General features: G+C 51.6%; 22 protein-coding genes and 1 pseudogene. 8 read left to right on the forward strand and 15 right to left on the reverse strand.

Going from position 1 to position 25,131, the window contains the following annotated elements:
* Positions 1 to 132: 132 nt before the first annotated feature.
* The 4 genes from gcvH to lipA all read left to right on the forward strand — a co-directional run bounded on the left by gcvH (position 133) and on the right by lipA (position 5,078).
* Positions 133 to 537 carry a glycine cleavage system protein GcvH gene (gene gcvH / locus JW883_01840; protein ID MBN1841006.1) on the forward strand — a complete coding sequence of 135 codons (405 nt, stop codon included), beginning with the start codon at positions 133 to 135 and terminating at the stop codon, positions 535 to 537.
* Positions 538 to 1,869 (forward strand): aminomethyl-transferring glycine dehydrogenase subunit GcvPA, encoded by a 1,332-nt coding sequence (gene gcvPA, locus JW883_01845; protein ID MBN1841007.1) that lies wholly within the window; start codon positions 538 to 540, stop codon positions 1,867 to 1,869.
* Positions 1,866 to 3,323 (forward strand): aminomethyl-transferring glycine dehydrogenase subunit GcvPB, encoded by a 1,458-nt coding sequence (gcvPB, locus tag JW883_01850; GenBank protein MBN1841008.1) that lies wholly within the window; start codon positions 1,866 to 1,868, stop codon positions 3,321 to 3,323. The genes gcvPA and gcvPB overlap by 4 nt, the downstream gene beginning before the upstream one ends.
* A 69-nt stretch (positions 3,324 to 3,392) precedes the next feature.
* Positions 3,393 to 5,078 carry a lipoyl synthase gene (gene lipA, locus JW883_01855; GenBank protein ID MBN1841009.1) on the forward strand — a complete coding sequence of 562 codons (1,686 nt, stop codon included), beginning with the start codon at positions 3,393 to 3,395 and terminating at the stop codon, positions 5,076 to 5,078.
* Between the two features lie 477 nt (positions 5,079 to 5,555).
* On the opposite strand, the gene JW883_01860 is transcribed toward lipA, so the two are convergent.
* The 5 genes from JW883_01860 to JW883_01880 all read right to left on the reverse strand — a co-directional run bounded on the left by JW883_01860 (position 5,556) and on the right by JW883_01880 (position 11,444).
* Positions 5,556 to 6,914, reverse strand: a complete 1,359-nt coding sequence (locus tag JW883_01860) for a glycerate kinase (GenBank protein ID MBN1841010.1) — start codon at positions 6,912 to 6,914, stop codon at positions 5,556 to 5,558.
* A gap of 67 nt (positions 6,915 to 6,981) precedes the next feature.
* Complete coding sequence (locus JW883_01865) at positions 6,982 to 8,193, reverse strand: acetate kinase (GenBank protein ID MBN1841011.1); 1,212 nt, start codon at positions 8,191 to 8,193, stop codon at positions 6,982 to 6,984.
* Positions 8,194 to 8,250: 57 nt separating this feature from the next.
* On the reverse strand, positions 8,251 to 8,460 hold the full coding sequence (locus tag JW883_01870) for a hypothetical protein (GenBank protein ID MBN1841012.1): 210 nt from the start codon (positions 8,458 to 8,460) through the stop codon (positions 8,251 to 8,253).
* A 340-nt stretch (positions 8,461 to 8,800) separates the two neighbouring features.
* A complete protein-coding gene (locus JW883_01875) occupies positions 8,801 to 10,063 on the reverse strand; it encodes an ATP-binding protein (protein ID MBN1841013.1) in 1,263 nt (420 codons plus the stop codon).
* 130 nt (positions 10,064 to 10,193) lie between these two features.
* The gene (locus tag JW883_01880; GenBank protein MBN1841014.1) at positions 10,194 to 11,444 is read right to left on the reverse strand and encodes a cation diffusion facilitator family transporter; all 1,251 of its coding nucleotides are present in this window, start codon (positions 11,442 to 11,444) and stop codon (positions 10,194 to 10,196) included.
* 385 nt (positions 11,445 to 11,829) lie between these two features.
* Here JW883_01880 and JW883_01885 point away from each other — a divergent pair, with 385 nt between their 5' ends.
* The 4 genes and pseudogenes from JW883_01885 to JW883_01900 all read left to right on the forward strand — a co-directional run bounded on the left by JW883_01885 (position 11,830) and on the right by JW883_01900 (position 18,142).
* Entirely contained in the window at positions 11,830 to 14,826 is a 2,997-nt protein-coding gene (locus tag JW883_01885; GenBank protein MBN1841015.1) for a phosphoribosylformylglycinamidine synthase, read from the forward strand.
* Between the two features lie 196 nt (positions 14,827 to 15,022).
* On the forward strand, positions 15,023 to 15,868 hold the full coding sequence (locus JW883_01890) for a phosphoribosylformylglycinamidine synthase subunit PurQ (GenBank protein MBN1841016.1): 846 nt from the start codon (positions 15,023 to 15,025) through the stop codon (positions 15,866 to 15,868).
* A 35-nt stretch (positions 15,869 to 15,903) separates the two neighbouring features.
* Entirely contained in the window at positions 15,904 to 17,982 is a 2,079-nt protein-coding gene (locus JW883_01895) for a M1 family peptidase (GenBank protein ID MBN1841017.1), read from the forward strand.
* Positions 17,889 to 18,142: pseudogene (locus JW883_01900) on the forward strand (DUF861 domain-containing protein). Before JW883_01895 ends, JW883_01900 begins: the two are co-directional and overlap by 94 nt.
* A 147-nt stretch (positions 18,143 to 18,289) precedes the next feature.
* On the opposite strand, the gene JW883_01905 reads toward JW883_01900, so the two are convergent.
* The 10 genes from JW883_01905 to JW883_01950 all read right to left on the reverse strand — a co-directional run bounded on the left by JW883_01905 (position 18,290) and on the right by JW883_01950 (position 25,127).
* Positions 18,290 to 19,546, reverse strand: coding sequence for a P-loop NTPase (locus tag JW883_01905; protein ID MBN1841018.1), 1,257 nt, complete (start codon positions 19,544 to 19,546; stop codon positions 18,290 to 18,292).
* Positions 19,547 to 19,910: 364 nt separating this feature from the next.
* Positions 19,911 to 20,273, reverse strand: a complete 363-nt coding sequence (locus JW883_01910) for a NifB/NifX family molybdenum-iron cluster-binding protein (protein ID MBN1841019.1) — start codon at positions 20,271 to 20,273, stop codon at positions 19,911 to 19,913.
* A gap of 19 nt (positions 20,274 to 20,292) precedes the next feature.
* Positions 20,293 to 20,541: a zinc ribbon domain-containing protein gene (locus JW883_01915; protein MBN1841020.1), complete on the reverse strand. Its 249-nt coding sequence runs from the start codon at positions 20,539 to 20,541 to the stop codon at positions 20,293 to 20,295.
* 21 nt (positions 20,542 to 20,562) lie between these two features.
* Entirely contained in the window at positions 20,563 to 20,853 is a 291-nt protein-coding gene (locus JW883_01920; GenBank protein ID MBN1841021.1) for a DUF59 domain-containing protein, read from the reverse strand.
* Positions 20,850 to 21,785, reverse strand: a complete 936-nt coding sequence (locus JW883_01925; GenBank protein MBN1841022.1) for a radical SAM protein — start codon at positions 21,783 to 21,785, stop codon at positions 20,850 to 20,852. The genes JW883_01920 and JW883_01925 overlap by 4 nt, the downstream gene beginning before the upstream one ends.
* 103 nt (positions 21,786 to 21,888) lie before the next feature.
* Complete coding sequence (locus tag JW883_01930) at positions 21,889 to 22,764, reverse strand: ATP-binding protein (protein MBN1841023.1); 876 nt, start codon at positions 22,762 to 22,764, stop codon at positions 21,889 to 21,891.
* On the reverse strand, positions 22,761 to 23,597 hold the full coding sequence (locus tag JW883_01935; GenBank protein MBN1841024.1) for an ATP-binding protein: 837 nt from the start codon (positions 23,595 to 23,597) through the stop codon (positions 22,761 to 22,763). The genes JW883_01930 and JW883_01935 overlap by 4 nt, the downstream gene beginning before the upstream one ends.
* Positions 23,598 to 23,613: 16 nt before the next feature.
* On the reverse strand, positions 23,614 to 23,838 hold the full coding sequence (locus JW883_01940) for a hypothetical protein (protein MBN1841025.1): 225 nt from the start codon (positions 23,836 to 23,838) through the stop codon (positions 23,614 to 23,616).
* A 157-nt stretch (positions 23,839 to 23,995) separates the two neighbouring features.
* Positions 23,996 to 24,682, reverse strand: a complete 687-nt coding sequence (locus JW883_01945; GenBank protein ID MBN1841026.1) for a NifB/NifX family molybdenum-iron cluster-binding protein — start codon at positions 24,680 to 24,682, stop codon at positions 23,996 to 23,998.
* Between the two features lie 25 nt (positions 24,683 to 24,707).
* Positions 24,708 to 25,127: a pyridoxamine 5'-phosphate oxidase family protein gene (locus JW883_01950; GenBank protein ID MBN1841027.1), complete on the reverse strand. Its 420-nt coding sequence runs from the start codon at positions 25,125 to 25,127 to the stop codon at positions 24,708 to 24,710.
* Positions 25,128 to 25,131: the final 4 nt, after the last annotated feature.

Below are 25,131 nucleotides of genomic sequence, written 5' to 3' on the forward strand. Positions count from 1 at the left end.
AATAGCAAGCTATTTAACCGACGAGCAACGCAGCCAGGCGGGATGGATCGGCGCATCAAAATGTGAAGTTATTTTTGAGCGAGCCCTAAGACCCTATTTGTCAAAAAATGACGCGAAAAAGGAGGAGTGGTCATGAAGGAAATCAATGAACTGAATATGCCCGATGATGCGCGCTATGCAGATGATCATGAATGGGCCAGGCTTGAAGGCGATAAGGTTCGGGTCGGTCTTGACGACTATGCCCAGGATCAGCTCGGAGATATTGTTTTCGTTGAACTTCCACAGGAGGGCGATAGCTTCAAAAAAGGGGAAGTGTTTGCAACCGTGGAATCCGTGAAAGCAGTTTGCGAATGTTATCTGCCGGTGGGAGGAAAAATCATTGCTGTAAACACAGCCCTTGAAGAAGCGCCTGAACTGCTGAACAAAAGCCCTTACGGCGACGGATGGATGGCCGACCTCGATCCGGCCGATCTGTCTGAGTTGGATACACTCATGACTAATGTTGAGTGCCTGGAAAAGCTGAAAGGAGCCGAGTAGATGCGTTATCTTCCACATACCAGTGAAGAGATTGCTTCAATGCTTGAAGCTGTGGGGGTTGACGACCTTGACTCTCTCTTTTCGACAGTCCCCGAGGAGTGCCGTTTTTCCGCTGATCTCGATTTGCCGGAGCCGTTGACCGAATGGGACCTAAACGCCCACATGCAGGCTTTGGCCAACAACATGGCCGTCTCCCCGGAATACAAGGTGTTTATGGGAGCAGGCAGTTATGAACATTTCGTGCCTGCCTCTGTATTCTATCTCTTGGGCCGGTCCGAGTTTGTCACCTCTTACACTCCCTACCAGCCGGAGATGAGCCAGGGAACACTTCAGGCCATTTATGAGTATCAGACGCTGACTGCCCGCCTTTTAGGCATGGAGATAGCCACGGCATCTCATTACGACGGCGCCACGGCCTTGGCCGAATCGCTCCTCATGGCCATTCGTGTGACCAAGCGAAAACGAGTTGCCGTCTCACGTCTGATTCACCCCCTTTATCGTCGTGTGGTCCATACCTATTTTGAGCCTACGGGCTACGAAGTCGTCGAACTTGGCTATCTCGAAAACGGTGTGACCGACCTCACTGACCTTGATAACATGGAAGATTTTGCGGCGGTCGCAGTGCAGTCGCCCAATTTCTTCGGATGTATTGAGAACTTTCAAGCCGTTGGAGAAAAAGCTCATGACAGGCAGGCCCTTTTTATCGCTTCATTTACGGAAGCCCTTTCGTACGGACTTCTAAAGAGCCCCGGGAGTCAAGGAGCCGACATTGCATGCGGGGAAGGCCAAAGCATGGGTATTCCACAAACCTTTGGAGGCCCGGCGCTCGGCATGCTGGCAAGCAGAAAAAAATACATGCGAAGCCTGCCTGGCCGCCTCGTGGGCCAGACTAAAGACCTGGACGGAAAAAGAGGCTTTGTGCTCACGCTTGCCACGAGAGAGCAGCATATTCGCCGGGAAAAAGCGACCTCCAATATCTGCACGAACAACAGTCTCTGTGCCCTGGCTGCGGCAATGTATATGGCCTCTGTGGGGGGCACAGGGATCCGGGAGCTTGCCCGCCTCAACCATGACAAGGCTGAATATCTCAAGAGAGAACTGAAAAACGCCGGTCTCGCGATAACCTTTGACGACCCCACATTCAACGAGTTTGTTGTGGAATTCCCCGCGGGCTTTCAGGCTGCCTATGAACGCCTTCTGGAAAAGAAAATCGTAGCAGGCCTCCATCTGGCTCCATATTATCCTGAACTTGCCAACCATTACCTGTTGTGTGTCACGGAAACCAGATCCAAGGAGGACATGGATAGCCTTGTCAGGGAGGTTACATCATGAAGGAATCTCTGGGAGCTAACGGTCTGATACTGAACGAACCACTGCTCTGGGAAAAGGGAAAGAAGGGCCGAAGCGGATTCTCCCTTCCGCGACGTGATGTGGAGTCATCCCCTCTCGGCCAGGGACTTACATGCGAAGGCCCTGAACTCCCGGATTTGAGCGAAATCGACGTGGTGCGCCACTACACAAGGCTGTCACAATGGAATTTTGGAGTAGATACCGGCATGTACCCCCTGGGTTCGTGCACGATGAAATACAGCCCGAAGACTAATGAGAAACAGGCGAGCCTTCCAGGATTTGCGGGCGCACATCCCTTGCTTCCCGCGGCCCTGTCTCAAGGCGTGCTCCAGATGATGTTTGAACTCCAGCAATATCTTGCTGAGATCACCGGAATGGATGCCGCCACGCTTCAACCTGCAGCAGGCGCTCATGGAGAGCTCACTGGAATGCTTCTTATGTATGCGTTTTACAAAAGCCGGGGTGAACGACGCTCTAAGATTATTGTCCCTGATACCGCTCACGGCACAAACCCTGCCTCTGCGGCGCTGTGCGGTTATAGTCCAGTGCCCGTCAAATCCAACGATCAGGGAATCCTTTCTGTAGAGGCCATTGCCGAGGTCATGGATGAGAACACGGCCGGCATCATGGTGACTAACCCAAATACCCTTGGCCTATACGAAGAAAACATCCATAAAATAGCCGAAATAGTCCACGCTAAAGGCGGGATTGTCTATTGTGACGGAGCCAACATGAATGCTGTCATGGGTGTAACAAGAATGGGCGAGATCGGCGTGGACGTCATGCACCTTAATCTGCACAAGACTTTTTCAACGCCCCATGGTGGAGGAGGCCCAGGTTCGGGACCGGTCTGTGTCAAAAAAGGGCTTGAGCCATTTCTGCCCGTTCCCCGGGTGATGGAGGAAAACGGAATATACGGGCTCTCGGAAGACTTTCCTGAATCAGTCGGCAAGATGCAGGCCTTTCACGGAAATGTTGGCGTCATGATCAAGGCATACAGCTATATTCGGAGCATGGGGCCGAAAAACCTGAAAAAGGCCAGCCAGCTTGCCGTTCTCAACGCCAACTATATCAAAGAACGACTGAAAGGAACGTTGCATCTTGCCTATGACAGGCCGTGCATGCATGAGTGCGTCTTTTCAGACAAGAATCAAACGGCGCATAAAATTGCGACTATCGATATGGCCAAGCGCCTGATGGATTACGGCTTTCATCCGCCGACAGTCTATTTTCCGCTGGTCGTGCATGGTTCCATCATGATTGAACCCACGGAGACAGAGTCCAAAGAGGATATCGATCAGTTTATCGAGGCCTTTAAAACGATCGCAAATGAGGCCGGCAGAAATCCGGAGTTGCTCCATGATGCGCCGAAGCGCTGCAAGGTAAGAAGACTGGACGAAACAACAGCAGCGCGCAAGCCATGCCTTGCGGGCTGAGTGGGCCATGCCGTACTTTGAAACAGTAGATGGCTCTCGGCTCTTCTACGAAACGAACGGGTTTGAACGTTGAACAAAAAATGGCTTTATGTTGAGCTTTCTACGGTGGGTTATAAAGACGCCTGGAATCTGCAAACGCATCTTGTGTCTGCAAGACATGAGAACCGTGTTGCCACAGATGTTGTTTTAATGATGGAACACCCCGCTGTGTTTACTGTGGGGCGCAGGGGCGGGTTGAACGACCTTACCGTGTCACAAAATATCTTGAAGGCGTCCGGAATTCCCGTGATTCAAGTGGAACGCGGGGGCCGCATGACTTTTCACGGCCCCGGACAGCTCATCATGTACCCGGTTGTTGATCTTCGTGCGCTCAACATAGCGGTGACTGATTATGTCGAGAATCTCGAAGAAGTGATGATTCGCACTGCTGACAATTGGGGGATCAAGGCCGAAAGAAACCCCCTAAACGCAGGGGTCTGGGTTGACGGCAACAAGCTGGGAAGCATTGGCATAGCTATTCGCCACGGAATATCCTTTCATGGTCTTGCTTTAAACGTCAATCTTTCGCTGAAGCCTTTCAGATGGATCAACCCCTGCGGTCTTCAGGGAATAGGGGTGACATCTATGGAGCGCGAGCTTTCGTCCAGAGTACCCATGAGTCAAGTACGGACAACTGTAAAAGGTCACTTCGAAGCCGTTTTTGGAGTCGAACTTGTTACTACTCGGCTGGCGGAACTACCGGCCGACTGTTCGCCGATCTCTTTCTGTATCTTACAGAACCCGCAGGGACGCAGCCTTCTTGATTCCCAATTCCTTCATTCTGAGGCCCGTTGCGCTTGTGCGACCAAAGACAAAGAAATGATGCAGGAACAAGCTGCGAAAATGCGTGTCCGAAAACCACGCTGGTTGAAGCGGAGCCTTCCCACAGGGCCAAGGTACGAAGCGGTCAGGACCCTGTTGCGAAAAAGTCGACTTCACACCGTGTGCCAGGAAGCAAAATGCCCTAATCTCTGGGAGTGTTTTTCCCGACGCATTGCAACCTTTCTCATTATGGGTCCTCGGTGCACACGCAACTGCCGTTTCTGTGCTGTGGAACGCAGGCCGACAAGCCCTCCCGACCCCGAAGAACCAGCCCGTGTAGCCGAAACCGCACAACATATGGGATTGCGCTATGTGGTCATCACCTCTGTCACAAGGGATGATCTGCCCGATGGCGGAGCCGGTTTCTTTGCAGAGACAATTGATGAGATCCGAAAAAGAACGCCTGAAGCCTTTGTGGAGGTCCTGATCCCCGATTTTCAGGGCAATTGCGAGGCTCTTCAGACGGTCCTTCAAGCTCGGCCCGACGTTTTGAACCATAATCTGGAAACCGTGCCTCGCCTTTATCCCACTGTTCGGCCGGAGGCCTTGTATCCTCGATCACTTGAACTGCTCAGGCGGGCGAAGGCATATTACCCTGCCATACCCACCAAGTCGGGCCTCATGCTGGGCCTGGGGGAATTTCCTGAAGAAGTGGAGAAGACATTGGAGGATCTTGTTGCTGCCGGCTGCACTGTCCTCACGCTGGGCCAGTATCTTCAGCCGTCGAAAGAACATCTTCCGGTTGAACGCTTCGTTGCTCCTGAAGAATTCGACGCCTGGAAGGAGGTTGCTCTCGGAATGGGCTTTTCCGCAGTGGCCAGCGGTCCTTTTGTGCGCAGTTCTTATCACGCAGAAGAGCTTCATGAAGCCCTCGGCCGAGGGGCGCAGCCTTAGGGCTCGCTCAAAAATAACTTCACATTTTGATGCGCCGACCTGCCTGCCGGCAGGCAGGTCCATCCCGCCTGTCTGCGTTGCTCGTCGGTTAAATAGCTTGCTATTCGCCCTCCTCGCGCCTTGCCATGCGTGCGTCTGGACTCCTGAAAATGTAAACTCCTTTCTTCGCGAACCCTTAGGGCTGGGCAAATTCTTGTTCCTTGTACGGGGTAATTTCAGCATCCTTAGAGTGATTCGAGAAGGGAGAGCGAACTATATCTACCTTCGAAATGAAACAAGATTAAGCGACGAGCATAAGCGTCAGCTTCACAATTCAAGCTAGTCAATAACGTCCGCGAGCGCCGCCCGTTGAAGTTATATCCATTCCTTTGCCCGTTTAGCGTTTTCCTTCGGTTTTTAGTGTTTGGATTGCGCACACCTGCACCTTCAAAACCATCATTCCGATACTCCACCACTCCAATCCGGGCAAAGCCCTTCTCAGCACACTAACACAAGCCTGACATCCATTACGTTCGTATTCGTAGGACCGGTCATAAGGAGATCACTGGTCTTTTCAAAGAAGTGATACGCGTCGTTTCTGTTCAGAAACTCGGCTGCCTCCATCCCTGCATCTTTTCCTCGCGTTACTGTCAAAGGATCTACCAAGGCGCCTGCCGCGTCTGTGGGGCCGTCATTTCCGTCTGTGCCCCCGCTCAGGATGACAACACGAGGCGGAAGCTCCACAAGGTCGAGGCATGCAGCCAGGCAGAACTCCTGGTTTCTTCCTCCAAGACCATCACCCCGGATAGTCACCGTGGTTTCACCTCCTGAGATAACACATGCCGGTGGCGGAATCGGCCTGCCGGTTTTGACAATTTCCTTGGCCATGGCGGTGTGAACCCGTGCCACTTCCCTTGTTTCTCCTTCCACCATAGAGGAAAGGATAAGTGTTTCATATCCGAGTTCTTTCGCCTTTGCACTTGCCGCTTCCAGGGCTAATATATTGCTTCCCACGACAAAATTGAAGACACGGTCGAATATCGTATCATTCTTTTTTGGTGTTTCGGGGATCTGCCCGTCCAAGCCCGCCTTGATGTGTTTTTGGATGAAAGCGGGGATATCCTTCAAGTTATACTTCTTGAAGATCCCCCAAACATCTTTGAACGTGGAGGTGTCAGGCACAAAAGGTCCTGAGGCAATCACGTCCATTTTGTCTCCCACCACGTCCGAGAGCATCAAGTTGACAACGGTGGCCGGAAAGGCCGCCCTTGCCATCTGCCCGCCTTTAGAAGACGCTATGTGCTTTCTGACAGCATTTATCTCATCAATACTGGCTCCACACGCGAGCAATCTTCGGGTAATTTCCTGCTTGTCCGAAAGTGTGATATCTCCCCCAGGGTGGGGGAGCAGGGCGGATCCCCCACCGGATATGAGAGAAAAAATCAGGTCCTTCTCGCCTGCGCTTTGCAAGAAATCAAATATCTTTCTGCTCCCTTTTACGCCGTTTTCATCCGGCACGGGATGGCCGGCCTCGGTGATCTCAGTAAACGCGAGCTCTTGTGTAAAGCCGTATTTGACGTTGATCAGCCCTTTCTGGATCCTTTTTCCGAACAGATCTTCAATGGCCCTGGCCATTGGGGCAGTGGCCTTTCCTGCACCAACGAGCGAGATGCGATCGAATTCGGCCAAGTCAAGTTCGGTTTTAGGCCGTCCTTCCATTCCGACCACCAGCCTGTCTCCCTCAAGGTGTACAAAACGTTTTACCGCCCTGTACGGGTCCACAGCCCCAAGACAGCCGGCAAATATCTCTTTAGCGTCGGAACGTATCATTTCCAATTCTTTGTGTTGTTTGTTCATGTTGTTTTCCTTTTTCTCTGGGTCCTCTGCGGTGAGCTATTACGACCATGCCCGGCAAACGCACTCGCTATACATTTTCAATCGCCTTTTTTGTCTCCCGCGCGATTTTCAGCTCCTCATTTGTGAGGATCACCAGGACTTTGACTTTACTGCCCGGAGAGCTGATTTCTCTGATCCCGTTTCCGGTCTTATTGTTCCTTTCCAGATCAATCTCGATGCCCAGCTTGTTTAATCCGCGGCAGGAGAGTTCGCGGATATATGGTGCGTTTTCCCCAATTCCTGCCGTAAAGATCACACAGTCAAGGCTCCCTAAGACCGCAAAATATGCACCGATAAATTTTTTTATCCGGTAGGTGTAGATGTCAAGAGCAATTCTTGCCCGCTCTTCACCCGCGTTCTTTTTCTCAATGACTTCCCGCATGTCATTGGTTCCGCACATTCCTTTCAGACCGCTCTCTTTATTCAGGATCATATCAATTTCCTTAAGAGACATTCCCAGATGGTTTGCCAGGAAAAAGGGAAGCGCAGGGTCCACATCGCCTGACCGGGTTCCCATCACTAATCCGGCAAGAGGCGTCATCCCCATGGTGGTATCAACGGATTTGCCATTTTTGATGGCCGCCATGCTGGCCCCGTTGCCGATATGAATGGTAATGAGATTAAGCTCTGCCAGGGGCCTGCCCAGATACTCTGCCGCCTGCTCAGAGACATAGGCGTGCGAAGTGCCGTGAAAACCATAACGCCGCACCTTGTGCCGCTCATACATCTCGTGGGGAATGGCATAGAGAAAGGCATGGCTGGGGATGGTCTGGTGAAAGGCCGTATCAAATACCGCGACCTGCGGCGCATCAGGAAAAATCGATCCGGCAACCTCAATCCCCATCAGATTGGCAGGATTATGCAAAGGGGCCAGGGGGACGTATTCCTTAATGGCAGCGATGACCTTTTCATCAATAATCACGGTTGAGTTGAACGCCTCCCCGCCATGGACCACGCGGTGGCCCACAGCCGAGATATCGGTCTTGTCCGCGATGACCCCATGTTCCGGATGAACCAGCAGGCCCACGACACGGTTCAGCCCCTGACGATGGTCAGCGATCAGCCTCTCTTCAACTCTTTTCACGGTTTCGCCGTTGGGCATGGTTTTTCTATGGGTATGAATGCCCCTTTCTTCGCCGATTTTTTCGACCAGGCCCCCTGCCATGATCCTATGGTGGTCTACATCGAACAATTCGTACTTGATGGATGAACTTCCTGTATTGATCACGAGTATTTTCATAGAATCTCCTAGTACACCCAATTTGGATGTCCCGTGCGGAAGCGCGGGGGATTTGACTCACCCTTGGTTCGCATCATCTTTTCCCAATTCTAGAATACGTTTCCCGCACTCACTCTTAAGGGCGTTAAGGTAATCCTCATCCACCGGTCCTTTCCAGGTACTCACTTCGGTGAAACGCTTGGGAATGTGCACCCCTTGCGGATCAAAGCCTGTGGCCACACGGGTTTGCCAGCGCACTTTCTGGATATGGCGTGATACAGCCTCCATGTTGTCAGCCAGCGCGCTTTAGCCCACCGATTGAAGGCAATCAGCCAGACCTTCTTCGTTGTAGACTTGTCGTGCGAAGAGACAGGAGACCATGGAGGTCAGAAAAACCCGGCTTTCTTCGTCGTGCATCAGGAAATCGACCACTTCATCCACGTTTCGAGGGGTAGTGAAAATTTTTATGTAACGTTCCTTCCAACCGCAACCGTTTCACGGATTCGTTATTGATTATTTCAAAACCGTATCGGCCGCACAAAAGCCTCCTTGCCTTGTATCGCATTTTCAATAAGTGTATTTTGAGGGGATTTCGCTTTTTGGAATTTCAATGGCTTGTGGAGACAGTTCAAATTGTCCCACCTATTTTCTTATAGAGCAATTCATAATATGGAAGAAAGAAAAGTGTCGTCTTATTGATTTTAAGAGTATTACTGTAATCAAGATTCACGACATAGGCTTCATCAGGCGAATACTTCTCAATAAAACTGCGCAAAGATCGCGAGAAAACTGTTTTCTTTAAAGACTTATACTGAACTTCGATTGGAACGATATTTCCGCCCCTTTCCAGAACAAAATCGACTTCAGCTTTATCCTTTGTGCGCCAGAAATTCAGTTTTATCGCACTGAATCTTATTTGCTTTTTGAGCAGTAGAAAGACAAGATTTTCGAAAATGAATCCACACTCTGATGGGCTGCCCAAGTGGCCAAAAATGCCTAAAACATAATTCCGCAGGCCCAGGTCCCAAAAGTAAGGAACGGGTGACTTTGTGATTTCCTTTCTCACGTTTCGAGCATAAGGCGAGATGATATCTAAAAGGAATATGTTTTGGGAATACCACAAATATCTCTTCACCGTTTGATATGAAATGTTCAGTGTGGATGACAGTTCGGAGTAGTTGATAAGGTTTCCGATTTGGCTGGAGAGGACCTTTATCATGGCGCTGAATGCCTCCGTTTTATCAACTTTGAGAAGATATGCGATGTCTTTTTCGAGGATGCTGCTGAAAATCTCGTCTATAATCCGTATTTTTTCTGTTAGCTCGGACGCCAGCACAACACGTGGGTATCCCCCAAAATTCATATATTCCATTAACAACTGTTGGGTCTTGTCCTTTTCTATTTCAAGAAATCCGGCGAGATTTTCCTTATACTTGTAGTCTGTTTTGTGGTTGATAAACTCATCAAACGTAATTGTGTTTAGTTCAAATAACCGTTTTCTTCCGACAAGAGATTCATGGATTTTTTCTTTCAATTCGAGACTTCCGGATCCGGACACAATGAACTTATATGGCAACTTTAGATCAAAAAGGCCCTTAAGAAAAAGACCGGCATTTTCTTTCCGCTGTATTTCATCAATGAAAACATAACCCCGCTCTTTGCTTAGCTCTAATTCTATCTTCCTGAGCAACGCCGATTGGGATTCAAAGTGAGGCCTGTCCCATTCAATATCAAGATTCAGGTACAGCGTTCGCTCGCCTTTTCTATCAAGGTGTTCCCTCAGCAGGTCCATGAGGGTCGTTTTGCCGGACTGGCGAGGTCCTATGATAATACTTATCTCTTTTTGGTGGAGATGGCCTACCAGGTCTGGAAAAAGCTTTCTTTCGATCATGATTATATTATAGTCCGATAATTTGAAAGGTCAATAATACTTTATTCCGGATTAAACGAAGAACCCTTTTTCTACTGCGTTCACTCCTTTTTTGAACCCATCCCTGTTCGGACGAACGATTACAAAACACTCATTTGCCAAGGGAGGCAATGACTTCGCTTAGTTGACCGACTGATAAAATCTGTAATTCAACGCCCGCGTCGGCAAAAACATAAGCCGGGCCTTTTTTCCGCAAGTCCTCTTTCACAGCCACCACATCTATTTTGTGTTTGACCAGCCACTCGGCCACACGAATTCCTTTAGCCTTTGGCACCTTGGTGTGTGGATTGGCAACCACTTCTTGCCGTTCGATGTGCCTATCGGCAAAACGCAACCTTAACAGGGCAAAGTACGGGGCTTCACCAAAATGGCTGCTCACTTTTCCTGTGGTGTCTGCAAGGGGTACGGCGACATGCAGGTACTCGCGCACCTGAGGTTCACAGTGGATCACCACGTGCTCCACGTGAGGCAACTGTTTGCGGATTTCGGCTTCGATTTGATCGCTGATTGTGTGAGCCTTAATCAAGTCATCGGTTCGCAGCGCCAAGGTAGTCTCCAAGAAGCGGAAACGCCCGGCGTTTCGGCCCGTGAGCGATCGTATCTCTGTCACCATGGGCTCAGCCTCAATAATCTGTCTGACCTGGTCAAGGGCTTCAGGGGACATGGAGGCATCCAGCAATACACGCATGCCGTCTGAAAGGAGCTCCCATCCAGCGCGGGCAATGAAGACAACGACTAATCCCGCGGCAACATGATCTATGGTGATGCCGAAAAAACTCGCGTTCAACCCAAAATAATGGAGAACCACTGCCACCAACACCACGATGGAAGAGAGCACGTCAACCTGTCGATGGCGGCCCTCAGCGATCAAGGTGGGGGATTCGGTTCGCTTTCCCGCGGCAATGGCGTATTGGCCGAAAAGAAAGGTCATCAACGTGCCGGCAAGCAACAAAGCGATGATCCAGGGGCTGATAGCAGGGAGTTTTTCTGCCGGCGACAGGGCTTTGCGGGCGATTTCAAAGCCTGCGAAAAAGATGAATATTGCCACAATTACTGAAATCACATTTTCGATTTTGTATAATCCGTAAGGAAATGCGCGGCTTTTGCGGGTTGACAGCTTGAGCCCACCAAGAACGGCCAGCGAGGCAACAGAGTCCGTGGCGGAATCCACAGCGCTGGCGACAACGGCCAGGCTGCCGGAAAGGTATGCCAGCGCCGCTTTAAGTCCTGCAAGCCCGAAGTTGAGAAGAAAGGCATATATGGCCACCCGCTGGATCTGTTTGGTTTCTTCGGTGCGGCCAACGAGGTGACTGCGCTGATCAGTAGAGATTCCAGAGTTCATAAAGACAATTAACGCCTGTTAGGGGGCTGAACCATCACCTTGGTTTGGATTTGAGTCCCTCAATTCTCCAATTCTGACGGCCTCGTAAAAAGTCGAAATCCGCCTCCGGCGGACTGTCATTCCGAGCTTTCCGCCATAGGCCCTGGCCCGCAGGCGGGCGAAAGCCGGAATCCATTTTATTCAGCTAGTTACAAAGGCTCTGGACTCCGGTTTTCACCGGAGTGACGACTTTTTACGAGATTATCAATTCTCAATTCCCTAATTTCTGAATTAACCACATTTCACCGGTGATATCAAATTGAATTGATTACCACTTGGCTTTCAACTCATGACAGGGCTGCGATCTTGTTTTGACACCCCATTGCGTTTCTGATAGGGATTCTTCATGCCTGCTTGCCTGGAAATCACATTAAGACCGGATCTCTTTGATGCCGAAGGGGCTGCTGTTTGCCGGAAAGCGAATGACTATTTCGGGCTCAATGTCGAACTGGTTCGCGCCGTGAACATACTGACCATCGACGTGGACCTCACCGAAGATCAGCTTATGGCCATTCAAAAAGAGATCTTTACCAATCCTGTAACCCAGATTTCTTCTTACAAGCCCTTAAATGTTGATTCTGACTGGATCCTCTGGGTCGGCTACAGACCAGGCGTGCGGGACAACCCCGGAAGCACGGCCACAGAAGCTGTTCAGGACTTCCTTGGGCTTCGCGTGAAGCCCAACGAGGGCATCTATACTTCAAAGAGGTACTGCCTGAAGGGTGGCAACCTCTTTTTCGAAGACGCGGACCAGATTGCCCGCGAGCTTCTTGCCAATGACACGATCCAGCAGTGTAAGGTCTTTTCTCGAAAAGACTGGAATCCCGACAGGGGCGTAGGGATTATCATACCACGGGTAGAGCTGGATCACACACCCACAGTTACGGCCATTTCCATTGATACCGACGAAACGCTCATGCGTATTAGCAATGAACGGAACCTGGCGTTGAATCCGAATGACATCCCGACCATCCGCGCCTACTACCTCAGAGAGGATGTCCTTGCCCAGCGCCGGCAAGTCCAGCTTTCGGCGCCCACTGATGTTGAACTGGAATACATCTCCCAGGCCAGGAGCGATCACTGCAACCACAACACCTTCAGGGGCCTTTTCCATTATCGAGACCTGGCGACAGGCAAGAGCCAGGAGGTGGATAACCTCTTTGCCACGTGTATTGAGGCGCCCACGCTGGCCATTAAGAAGAAAAAGCCGTGGGTTGTTTCAGTCCTTTGGGATAATGCAGGGGTGGGGCGCTTTAACGATGATTACTATTACGTCATTACGGGTGAGACCCACAATTCCCCTTCCAATATGGAGGCCTATGGCGGGGCCATTACCGGGATCGTCGGGGTTTACCGGGACCCAATGGGTACGGGTAAAGGCTCTAAGCTGATTATGGGCATGTACGGATACTGCGTGGGACCTCGAGACTATGGTGGAGAGTTAACGCCCCGGCTTCATCCAAGACGCTTACTTGACGGCGTCATCGAGGGGGTCAGGGATGGCGGCAACAAGAGCGGTATTCCCACTCCTTTCGGACAGGTGTGGTTTCACGAAGGTTACCTCGGAAAGTGCCTGGTCTTTGTGACTGCCATGGCCCTCATGCCTGCTCTTGTCAAGGGAAGGCCCTGCGAGGAAAAAACCACGTCTGCCGGCGATCTGATAGTTATGTGCGGCGGCCGAGTGGGAAAAGACGGCATCCATGGCGTCACTGCGGCCTCTGAGGGTTTCTCGGCTCACACTCCTGCCGGTCACGTTCAGATCGGAGACCCGTACACCCAGAAAAAGATGCACGATTTTCTCTTGGAAGCCCGTGATGAGGGCCTCATTGTTTTTCTGACGGATAACGGTGGTGGCGGACTCTCATCATCCATCGGGGAGTCGGCCCGGTTCAGCAACGGTTGTGTGGTTGAACTGGAAAAGGTCCCATTGAAATACGAGGGGCTGGACCAATGGGAAATCTGGGTCTCTGAATCCCAGGAACGGATGACAGTGGCCGTTCAGCCGGAAGATCTGGAACAATTTATGGCCCTTTCGGAAAAACACGCAGTGGAAAGCACGGTCATCGGCCGCTATACGGACTCTGGAAAACTCCACATTACTTACGATGGCCAGACGTGTGCGTATGTGGATCTGAGTCTGCTTACCTCGCAGTTTCCCCAGTGGACCTTTGATGCAGAATGGACTCCCCCTGAGCTAAGAGGGCTTGTTGAGCCGGTCCTTGGTGAGCCAAGTGACGCATCGAGTTTGCTTCTCGCTCTCCTTTCCCGGCCCAACATTTGCTCAAAGGAATGGATCATCCGGCAATATGACCATGAAGTGCAGGGAACAAGCGTGATAAAACCGCTTGTTGGAAAAGATCGCGACGTAAACAGCGACGCGGCCGTTATCCGCCCCGTCCTGGATTCGCTTCGGGGACTTGCCGCAGCCCAGGCCCTGCTGCCCAATTATTCCCAGATCGATACTTACCACATGGTGGCCTGCACGATTGATGAGGCGGTGCGCCGAGTGGTTGCCGTGGGCGCTGATCCGGACCGTATCGGAGGCGTGGACAACTTCTGCTGGCCTTCGGTGCAGTATGCCCGAATAGATAACCCTGACGGCAAGTACAAGGCTGCCCAGCTCGTAAGAGCGAACTGGGCCTTGAGGGATGTCTGCCGGGCTTATGAGATTCCGCTTCTTTCAGGAAAAGACAGCATGTACGTGGACGGACATCTTAAAGGGCTATACGGCGAGACCCATAAGGTCTCCGCTTTTCCTACATTGCAGTTTTCCTGTACCGGCGTGGTTGAAGATGTCACGCGTTGTGTGACCATGGACGCCAAGTTTGCCGGAGACTTGGTCTATGTGGTGGGGGAAACCAGGAATGAGCTGGGCGCTTCCGAGTACTACGAACACTTTGGTTATGTTGGGCTCCACGTGCCCAGGCTGGAACCCGACTCTTGTATGAAGTGTTACAGGGCGCTGAGCCAGGCTATCAAGGAGGAATTACTTGCATCGTGTCATGGCATCTATCGCGGGGGGCTTGGAGTTCACCTGGCCCTGGTCTCCATGGGAGGAGGCCTGGGCATGGCGGTTGACCTGTCCGGGGTTCCGAGGGTGGGTGCAGAGCATGATCATGTAATCCTTTATTCAGAGACGCCAGGCCGATTCATTGTGACGATTGACCCCAAGGATCATTCGTCTTTTGAGTCCGTCATGGATGCCGTACCGTACGGCTGTGTCGGGACTATTTCCGAAGCGCCTGAACTTGTCATCAATGGGTTGAAAGGGGAGTCGCTCATCAACATGTCGGTCTCTGAGCTTAAGGCCGCCTGGCAGGGGCCGTTTGGGGAACTTGTGTAATAGATGCCGGATGCTAATGCAGTGTGTCAACAGTCCAGTGCACGATTTTGGCAATTTAACATATCCTGAAATCACACCAGATGGGTGAAGCGTATGAGCACATTAAGTATTTCGTCTTGCCATTTTGAGGCCCATAGTTTCTGTGACGAGCCACTGGGGCATGATCTTTCTGGTGCGGGCAAGTGAAGGGTGCCACATGACACAAGGTCATACCGACAAAAGAATGGTCCATGTGCTTGTCCTTGCGGGCTATGGCCTGAACTGCGACCATGAGACTGCCTATGCCTTTGAACTGGCCGGGGCCGTTTCCGCCCGTGTTCACATCAATGCCCTTATCTCAGGGGAAGTGGCCCTTGCAAACTACGATATCCTTGTATTTGACGGTGGCTTTAGCTGGGGCGACGACCATGGCGCCGGTGTGCTGGAAGCCGTGCGTCTAAAGTATAACATCGGCGAAGCGTTTCAGGTCTTCATCAGGGAAGGAAAACTCGTCTTGGGGATCTGCAACGGCTTTCAGACCCTGGTAAACTTGGGCTTTCTTCCGGGCTTTGATGGAGATTATGAGACCAGACGGGTAGCCCTCACTTTTAACGATTGCGGGAATTTCCGGGATGACTGGGTCACCCTTTCCGGAAATCCGGAATCTGCTTGTGTTTTCACCAAGGGGATCAACCGGCTGGAACTTCCCGTACGGCACGGCGAAGGGAAGTTTTACGGGTCAGATGAGATCATCCAGCGCCTCGTGGATCAACAGCAGATAGTTTTCAAATACGCCACACCGGCCGGCGAGGCTGCCCAGGGGCAATTCCCGTATAATCCCAACGGTTCTATCCATGACATCGCAGGGATATGCGATCCCACAGGCCGTATCTTCGGTCTCATGCCACATCCCGAGGCGTTTAACCACTGGACCAATCATCCTGATTGGACACGCACTAAGGCGTTGGTGAAGCGCAAGGGTCAGTCGATCAAGTCTGAGCTGACAGTGGGCTCCAAGATCTTCAAGAATGCGGTTGACTACATACAAGAAACGCACCTCTGAATCCGTTCTTCCAGGGGATGCGACCAGAAGCCTTAATGACCACATACGCCGTGCACACATCGCTTTTTGCCATTGCAGCCTGTGTTTTCCTCTTTGGGGCCACGGCCCTTGCCTCCCCGCCCATTGTTCATCACGATCTGGCGCTTATCCTTTATCCTGCTTCACAGCGCCTGACAGGAACCGACACTCTGAAGGTGACTCCCGGAAAAGCCTCACATTTTTTGCTTACCCTTGCGGCTGATGCCCATGTGACCGAGGTCTCAATAGCCGGCAAGACCACACCATTTACCTTTGAAAACGGACGTCTTCGCATTCCCCTGGCACAGCATGCGGGAAGCGGTGAAGTCGCGGTCAGCGTTTCATACGAGGCGTTTTTCCGGGATAGTGTGCCAAAAGATCCCATCCACACCGAAGACCCGAGCTATGGAGTCACTGGGGTGATTTTACCTGAGGGGACTTTCCTGCTGCCAGGGGCCGGATGGTATCCGGACTTTCCCGGCAGCAGTTGTAGCTTTTTTCTGCGTGTCCAGGCTCCAGCAGGATATGAGGCAGTCACTCAAGGCAAGCGGCTGAACAGGGATACAGATGCAGGTGTAACCATTTCGATTTGGGATATTACACATGCCACAAAAGGGCTCGCCCTATCGGCAGGTCCGTATGTGATGCAAGAAAGAGAGGTCCATGGGATTCCCATATACACTTATTTATTTCCTGAAGATAGGCACCTTGCCGGACAGTACCTTGAAGCAACGGCCAGGTACCTGCGCCTCTACAGTAATCTTTTCGGACCTTATCCTTTTGAGAAATTCGCTGTGGTGGAAAACTTTTTTCCCACAGGATACGGATTTCCTTCTTACACTCTTCTGGGAAAAACGGTGATCCGACTTCCGTTTATCCTTGATACGAGTCTTGGGCACGAGGTGGCTCACTCCTGGTGGGGTAACGGTGTTCTGGTGGACTATGACCGCGGAAACTGGTGTGAAGGCCTCACCGTCTATGTAGCTGACTATTCATACAAGGAAAGGTCTTCTGCTGAAGAAGGGCGGGCCTACCGGCTGAAAGTGTTGAGGGATTATGCCACGCTGGTCCCTTCCGGAGAGGATTTCCCATTACAAGCGTTCACCGGTCGCATTAGTCCTTTGACGCGGGCTGTGGGCTATGGCAAGGGCGCCATGGTGTTTCACATGGCCCGACGTCTCGTAGATGATATGGCTTTCTGGGCAGGCCTGCGGGATGTCTTTCGAGAAAAATGTTTTCGCGTGGCCTCATGGGATGACTTTGCTGAGGCTCTGGGACATGCTGGTGGCCGCAACCTCAAGCCCTTTTTTTGCCAGTGGGTGACTCGGCCCGGAGCGCCAAAGCTGGCCCTGGAAGATGTGGAATTAAAGAAAGACAACCAGGGCTGGGAGGTCAGCGGCCGCCTGACCCAGAAGTCGCCTTACTACGATCTGGAAGTCCCCTTGAGGCTTGAGACTGATGGGGCGAGCATTGAGGCCAAAATCTCGTCAACGGGACGGGAAGCCTTCTTTGCCCTCAGTTCCAACGCTACCCCTCGAAGGCTTGTGGCGGATCCTGATGTGGACCTGTTTCGATACCTTGATCCGTCTGAGATTCCGCCTTCGGTCAACGGCATTAAGGGTTCGAAATCCCTGGTTGTCGTGGTTGCCCGAAGCCTTGCACCGGTAACCCGGGATGCTTCCAGGCTACTTCTGAAGGCCCTTGGCCAAGAGAAATCCCCCATGTTTCTTGAGGATGAAATATATCCTTCGCGCCTTGAAGGACACGATGTCCTTTATCTGGGAGTCCCGGAAGAGAAGGCCTATCTGTCGACTTTGCGCAAGGGACTGGCCCTGTGGCCGGATCGTTTCACCGTAGAAGGGGTGCGCTACCATGGGGAGGGGGATGTCCTTTTTGTTGTCCTTCCGAATCCACAGGATCGCCAACGGGTGATGGGCCTCTTTTTGCCCCTTTCTGCCAATGCCGTTCCCAAGGTGGCCCGAAAGATCCCCCATTACGGGAAATACAGCTATCTGGTTTTTCGCAAGGGCGTCAACCAGGCCAAAGGAACCTGGCCTGTGTCGGCGTCACCACTGATTCATGTGTTTTCACCTTGAAGCGCCCCGCCAATAGGGCGGATAATCGAAGGCTGATTTCGGTGCCTTACGGTGGAGAACCAGTGGAAATGGCAAAGGAGATCTTGTCACTTTCCCCAAAGGCATGTCATGTACCTGGAAAGTGCGGGGAGAGGTAAGAAAACACTATCAGTTTGAGTGAGAAACGGTAACCGTACTGCCTGGGTTTTTTGAGAAGTCGTGGGCAGTGGAATCCCCACGAATCCCCTATGTTGCAAGGGGATTTCGGGGGATTTTTTACAAGGAGCTCTCAATCGAAGAGCATTGCATCCTGGAGCCGGGATTGGACTTAATGGTCACACACATTTTCGCCCGTAACCAGGGTATTGCTAAAGTATTGCTGAACCAGCTCCTCAGGGGTCAGGTTGGGGGCGCCTGGCAGTACTTTTATTCCATTTTCTCCAAAAAGACTTAAGGCCCTTTGGCCCATACCTCCTGCAATAATAACGCTTACGCCCAGTTCGTGAAGCCAGATGGGGAGCACGCCCGGCTCGTGAGCTGGGGGCGTAAGGAGTTCTTTGTTTTTTATTTCCTTGTTTTCAACGTGGACAATGGCAAACTCTGCGGCATGGCCGAAATGGGCTGTCAGTTTACCTTCAGCTATCGGAACCGCAATCTTCATGTCAGTTGTCTCCCTTATATCCTTTATGTCCTTTTTCTCTTCTGATTTTCTCGGAGTCAGTTTAGTGACAGAGGCTTTTTTCTGGCTGCTTTCAGCGATCTTTGCGACAATTTCGTTGTAGGCCTTTGTCATCTCTGAATCAGGATATTTTTCCAGGTAGGACTCCCCTGCGTCAGCACACTGTACCATTTTCGTGTCAAAGGGTATCCGACCCAGGAAGGGGACATTCATGGCCATGGCAGTTCTAAAACCACCACCAGTGCCGAAGATATCGATGGCTTTGCCGCAGTGGGGACACACAGAACCGCTCATATTTTCTATTAGTCCAAAGACCGGCATCTTAACTGTTTTGCAAAAATTGATCGATTTTCTCACGTCGGCCAAGGATATCTCCTGAGGCGTTGTCACAATGATGGCCTTGCAACCAGGGATAGTCTGGGCAATGGACAGCGGTTCATCCCCTGTACCGGGGGGTGAATCGATAATGAGATAATCAAGTCTTTCCCAATGGACATCAGAAAGGAACTGCCGGATGACATGCATCTTTAAGGGGCCCCGCCAAATAACGGCTTCGTCTTGATCCTGAGTCAAGGATTCAATGGAAATCACTTTCAGGTTTTCCGAATAAGGCTTGGGCACCATTCGATTATCTCCGCTGATCTCAAGAAGTCCCTTGAGACCGAGCATCCTGGGGATATCAGGACCGTGGAGGTCTACATCCATCAAGCCGACCTTGGCCCCCTGTTTTGAAAGGGCCACAGCCAAATTGGCCGAAACGCTTGTCTTACCCACACCCCCCTTGCCGCTCATAACCAGGAACTTATTTTTGATAATACTCAGGGTTCCGTGGATTAGCTGATCTTGTTGAGCCGTGTCTGCAGCCTGTTTGGAACCAGAAGAACTACTCTTTTTGGACTCACTCATAAACTTTCCTCCTGTAGTGTGTTTTCGGTTAGCCTGTTAGCCCGTTAATGTTATGAAAACGTTGGGAGTCCGGTAAACCGGAAAACGGGCTAACGGGCTAACCGAATATTTCCCTCCTGTATCAGCGATGTATAAAAAAACTCCGTCGTTCGCTGCAATATAAGTATTCCTGGGCTTGATTGCAACCCCGGAAATTCTTGATGCTGTCACTTCATGTCATTGCGAGTCCGCCGCGGGCGGACGAAGCAATCTTGGGGGGCCTGGAATGGATGGCTTTGTCGTCCCGCCCCAGGCAGGACTCCTCGCAATAACCTCTACTTGAAGTTTCATTGCGTCGTCGAATTTGTGAAAATGCATACCTGGCCTAAACCCAGTGACCTTCCACATTGGGTCCCTCTACGGTTTCCAATTGACCGCTTTTGTACTGGGTAATGGCATCCATCACGCGTCCCTTGGCGCCTGTCACCACCTTGATGCCTGCGGCATTCAAAACATCAAAGGCCTTGGGGCCGCAGTTGCCGGAAATCAGCACATCGGCGTTCTGATCTACGACGGTTTTTGCCGCCTGGATACCTGCGCCCTGGGGAAGATTCAGGTTTTGTTTGTTCTCCACAGCCTCATACGCGAGTGTTTCCGGATCGACGATCAGGAAGTACTGGGCCCTTCCAAAGCGGGGATCCAGGTCTGAAATCAATTCATTTCCAGTAGACGTAACAGCTATCCTCATTGGTGATGATACCTCCTTGTTATTTTTCGCAGCATCGCTTGGGATTCTCACAGGGCGAAGACTGCCCGCAGCACAAACTTCCATCTCCGGCCCCGCGGCCGGCGCCCGAATACTCGGCCCCCTTCATGACATAGGCAACAGAAGAACTCATTACCTTTTCGGCCGGTTTTCCGCACTCCGGACAGGTATTGGATGACCCTTCTTGAAGGGACTGCAATCTTTCAAAGCTATGGCCACAGCCCGTGCATCGATATTCATAGATTGGCAAGTGACATTCCTCCCTTCTCTATTAATGCTCAGCTTGTTTCAATACCTCCATCAACTCATCGGCCCGATTGTATCCGGCAACCTTCACATCAACCGCCTTAACGCCCTCTGTCTGTTCAACAGCAGTCTTTATGTCATATGCCAGCTTAAAGGCCAAGGGACAAACCGGAGAAGACGGCCGAAATGTCAAGTAGACCTTGCCGGCAGGGTCTACCGAAATGTCTCTGACCAGTTTCATACGCATGATGTCGAGATTGGTGCCAGGGTCAATCACGCCCCTTAAGGCCTCTTCTATCTTCTCTATGATCGTCATTGAGGATTTCCAGGTTGATAGTAGATTGCAGAGCCCTTTTTTGCGACCCTGAGTTTTTCATTTTTTACCAAGGGCTCGATGTACTTCAGGATTTCATTCTTGTGCACATTTAGTCCGGAAGAGATGTCGTCGAGCGTGCAGGGCCGCCTTGCTAGCAAGCTCAACAGGTCTTTCTCAATGTTGGTTTTCCCCGTGTGCTTTTCAGAATCCCTGAACGGGGCGATGACTTCAGCCTGATCCCCTAATATCTCGCAAAACCTGCCCAGCTTTTCTGCAGAGACCTGCCGTGCGTAGGTTTCTGCAGACGGGCGGACCGCCGTGTTGACTTGGATTTTTTGGGGATGAATTTTGTCAATCCAATGTTTGAATTGTAGGGCATCGGTCTCGGTTGCATTGATGCCGTCCAGGATAAAGACCTCAAGCCAGATAGCCCCCGCATATTCATTGCGAAAGGTCATCAGCCCGTTGACCATGGCGTCGAACTGTATGTCAGGGTGGGGCCGGTTAATGGCTTCAAACCCTTCTTGATTATGGGCGTCCAGGGAAGGCAGCACCACATCAGCCTCTATGATCGATTCACGGACCCGGCTGTCTGCCAGAAGGGAGCCGTTGGTCAATACAGCCACGGGAATCTGTGTGTGTTTCTTGATATCGCGAATCAACAACCCGATGTCACTATTCAGCGTCGGTTCCCCTGAACCTGCCACGGTGATGTAGTCTGCACGCACACCCGCTTTCAGCTTTTGACATGCCTGGTCCAGGATTTTGTCAACCGGCAGGTACGGCTTTCTTGCTATGATCTTTTTTGGGGTTCGTCCGAGTTGGCAATAGATGCAATCGTACGAACAGACCTTATAAGGGACCAGATCAACGCCCAAGGACAAGCCTAATCTGCGTGAAGGGACTGGGCCGTAAACAAATTTTTCTGTCATTTATAATAAGCGTTCATAGGTTCAGGGTTACCATTTGTGATAACTCACCCGTTGTTTTGACGGGATAAAAACCAAAAAGACCAGAAAGCCTTCCTCATGCCCTCTATCCTGATGTCCCGTCAAACAAAAAGTCCTCAACCCGGCGCCACAGTTCCTTGACGGCATCAGATACCTTGCCGTCTGAAAATTCGACAACGCTTTTGCCGGCAACCATGGCATGGGTGACGGCCGTATCATAGGGGATACGACCAACCAACTCGATCTGATTGTCGTTACAATAAGTTGCAATCCGGTCCGACATCTCCTCGTTCAGGTCGAATTTGTTGACACAGGCGAGGGTCGGAATCTTGAAATGGGCAGCCAGGCCTGCAACCCGTTCAAGGTCGTGCAGACCCGACAAGGTCGGCTCGGTTACAATCAGGACCACGTTCGTGCCGGTGATGGAGGCGATCACCGGGCAGCCTATGCCCGGAGGACCGTCCAAAATAATGGTGTCAAGACCTTGCTCTTCAGCCAGTACCTTGGCCTGGTTTCTAACCAGGCTCACCAGCAGGCCGGAGTTCTCCTCTGCGATACCCAGTTTGGCATGGACCATGGGACCGAGCCGCGTTTCCGAAATATACCACTTGCCGCATATCACCTGTGGAAAGTCGATGGCCTCAACCGGACAGAAATAAACGCACACGCCACAGCCTTCACAGTCTATCTTGTTGACAACGAAGTCCTGGCTGATGGCATTGAACTGACACCGATCCAGACATTCCCCGCATTCGATGCAGGTCTCCGGATCTATTTTAGCGACTCGTCCTCCCCTGAAGTCTTCCTCATGCTTTATGTCCGGGGCGAGAATGAGGTGGAGGTCCGCCGCATCCACATCACCGTCGGCCAGAACCTTATTCTCGGCAAGGGCCGCAAAAGAGGCCACCACGCTTGTCTTTCCGGTGCCTCCCTTGCCGCTTATGATCGTAAGTTCTTTCATCCAATCAATCCCGCTATTTTTTCGTAGACGGCTCGAAACCGATCCTTCATCTCAGGCATTATCTCTACCATCATGATTCCACGGGAATAGGCCTCGGCAACCTTTCTGTCATCTGGAATTTCCATCAAGATCGGTATGTTTTCTTTTCCGGCATACTTGTTAACACCATCATCTCCCACATCGCAGCGGTTTATGATGATGCCAACGGGAATTTCCAAAATACGCACTGCCTCAACAGCAAGCTTTAGGTCGTTTAAGCCAAAAGGCGTAGGCTCGGTCACCATAATCGCAAAGTCCGAATGCTTCAGGGTAACAATGACCGGACACGACGTGCCGGGCGGGGCATCGATGATGGAGATCTTTTCAGGAGCGATGTGTTTTTTTACTCGCTCAATGAGGGGCGGGGACATGGCCTCACCAACCCGCAAACGGCCATGAACGAATTCAACATGGCCGGACCTCCCGCTTTCCAGTACCCCGAGTTCGCGGCCCTTTTCGCTTATGGCTTCCGTTGGGCAGACCATCATGCACCCTCTGCAACTGTGGCAGAGTTCGGGGAAGGTCAGGACCTTTTTCCCAATGACAGTGATGGCGCTGAACTGACAGATCTCGCCGCACTTGCCGCAAAAATCGCACTTGTCAAGATCTACTTCCGGGACAGGTGTTGTCACCGTCTCAGTGTGGTTTATCTCAGGTTTCATGAAAAGGTGGGCATTCGGTTCTTCCACATCGCAATCCAAGAGCTGCACATCTCCGTTCAGTGACACAGCCAGGTTGGTAGCGATAGTGGTCTTGCCCGTGCCGCCTTTTCCGCTGGCAATGCAAATAATCATATAACCTATTCCCGCGTCATTGCCGTGCCGCACTTGGGGCACTTTTGTTCAAAGCAAGGACTTCCAAGCTGATGGGGAGATTTTTCGCCACAGCTGGGGCAAACGCAGTTTCCCCCGGGGCCTGCTGCAAAGCCGCCGCCTTTTCCGCGACCCCCAGCGCCTTGACCCATTCCTCTGCCTGTTCCGGGGCCCTGACCTCTTGGGCCTGTTCTGTCTCCTCTTGGCATGTCTTCTCCTTCAACTAAATTGCTCAGCGATCTTATTCGCCTTCGCCGGAATACCCTGCAGCGCACCGTTGCCCAAGCTATGGCGCGTCGGCGACTTGCTGCAGGGATGAAAGGCAAGGCGAACTACGGCGAAGTTACGCTTTGATACCCCGCAGCTTGCTGCGGGGAGCTTCATTTCCGAGTTTCCAGTTCTTTGATCCGCCGCTGGATTTCTTCCATCTGTCCACGTAGAACCTCGGCATCTTCCTTGAGATATGAAAGCTCTTCTTTCCTCGTGGACTTTGATCCAGATGCCATGGGGGATGAGGCCTGTAGACCACGTCCCATGCCCATGCCACGACCGCCTCCCATGCCACGACCGCCTCCCATGCCGCGACCGCCTCCCATGCCGCGACCGCCTCCCATGCCGCGACCCATGCCCATGCCGCCACCTGCACCAAAGCCGATTCCAGGGACTTGCTGAGGCGAGGGGCTCGGTGGTTGGTTGACATAGGCCTGCATGCCGGCATGGTTCTCGGCGTTGGGCTTATCTGTTGGTTGCAATTGCCTGCTCTTGTATTGCCCGGCGGCCTCGCGGACTGTTCCGGAAACGCCGGTTATCACATCAAGGCCCGCTTCTGAAAGGACCTCGTAGGCATTAGGCCCGACATTACCAGTAAGGATTGCCTTTGCTCCCTTATCAGCTACGACCTTGGCCGATTGTATTCCCACGCCACCCCCTTGCGTCAGGTTTGCATTTGGCACTGCCTCGAAACTCATGTCATCGGGATCCAGAATCATAAAATACTGACATCTGCCGAATCTGGGGTCGACCACTGAGTCAAGGTCGGGCCCTGTTGATGAAATGGCTATTTTCATAGTTGGTCTTCTCCCTCAAACGCTTCTATTCGATCTCTTCGACATTTTTGCCGGCATTTGGCCCAGGGCTGGTGACAAAGATGTCTGTAATCTTTAGCACAAGGGCCGATTTTGCTGTCAAATCAGGCTTTTCAGCTTTAACCATCTCAACAGCCATGTCGTGAATCTTGCCTGATGTTTCAATCCTTGGCGTTCCTTTGAATTGGTAGCCTTTGCGGGGTTTGACATCCCAATCCCATACGGAGATGGCCATAATGGGGTTTTGCTGAATATTTTCGAAGGTTTTCTTCATAAAAATGTCAGCCAACATGATCTCATCATCAGAAAGGATCTTAACAAAGTGTATCGGAACCACGTTTGGGATCCCATCCTTGGTGCAAGTTGCTACGGCATAACCCCTGGTTTTTTCCATGACATCTTTCATTTCCTGCGTTAGTTTTGCCATTTTG

The organism is Deltaproteobacteria bacterium (assembly GCA_016930875.1).
Classification (GTDB): domain Bacteria; phylum Desulfobacterota; class Desulfobacteria; order Desulfobacterales.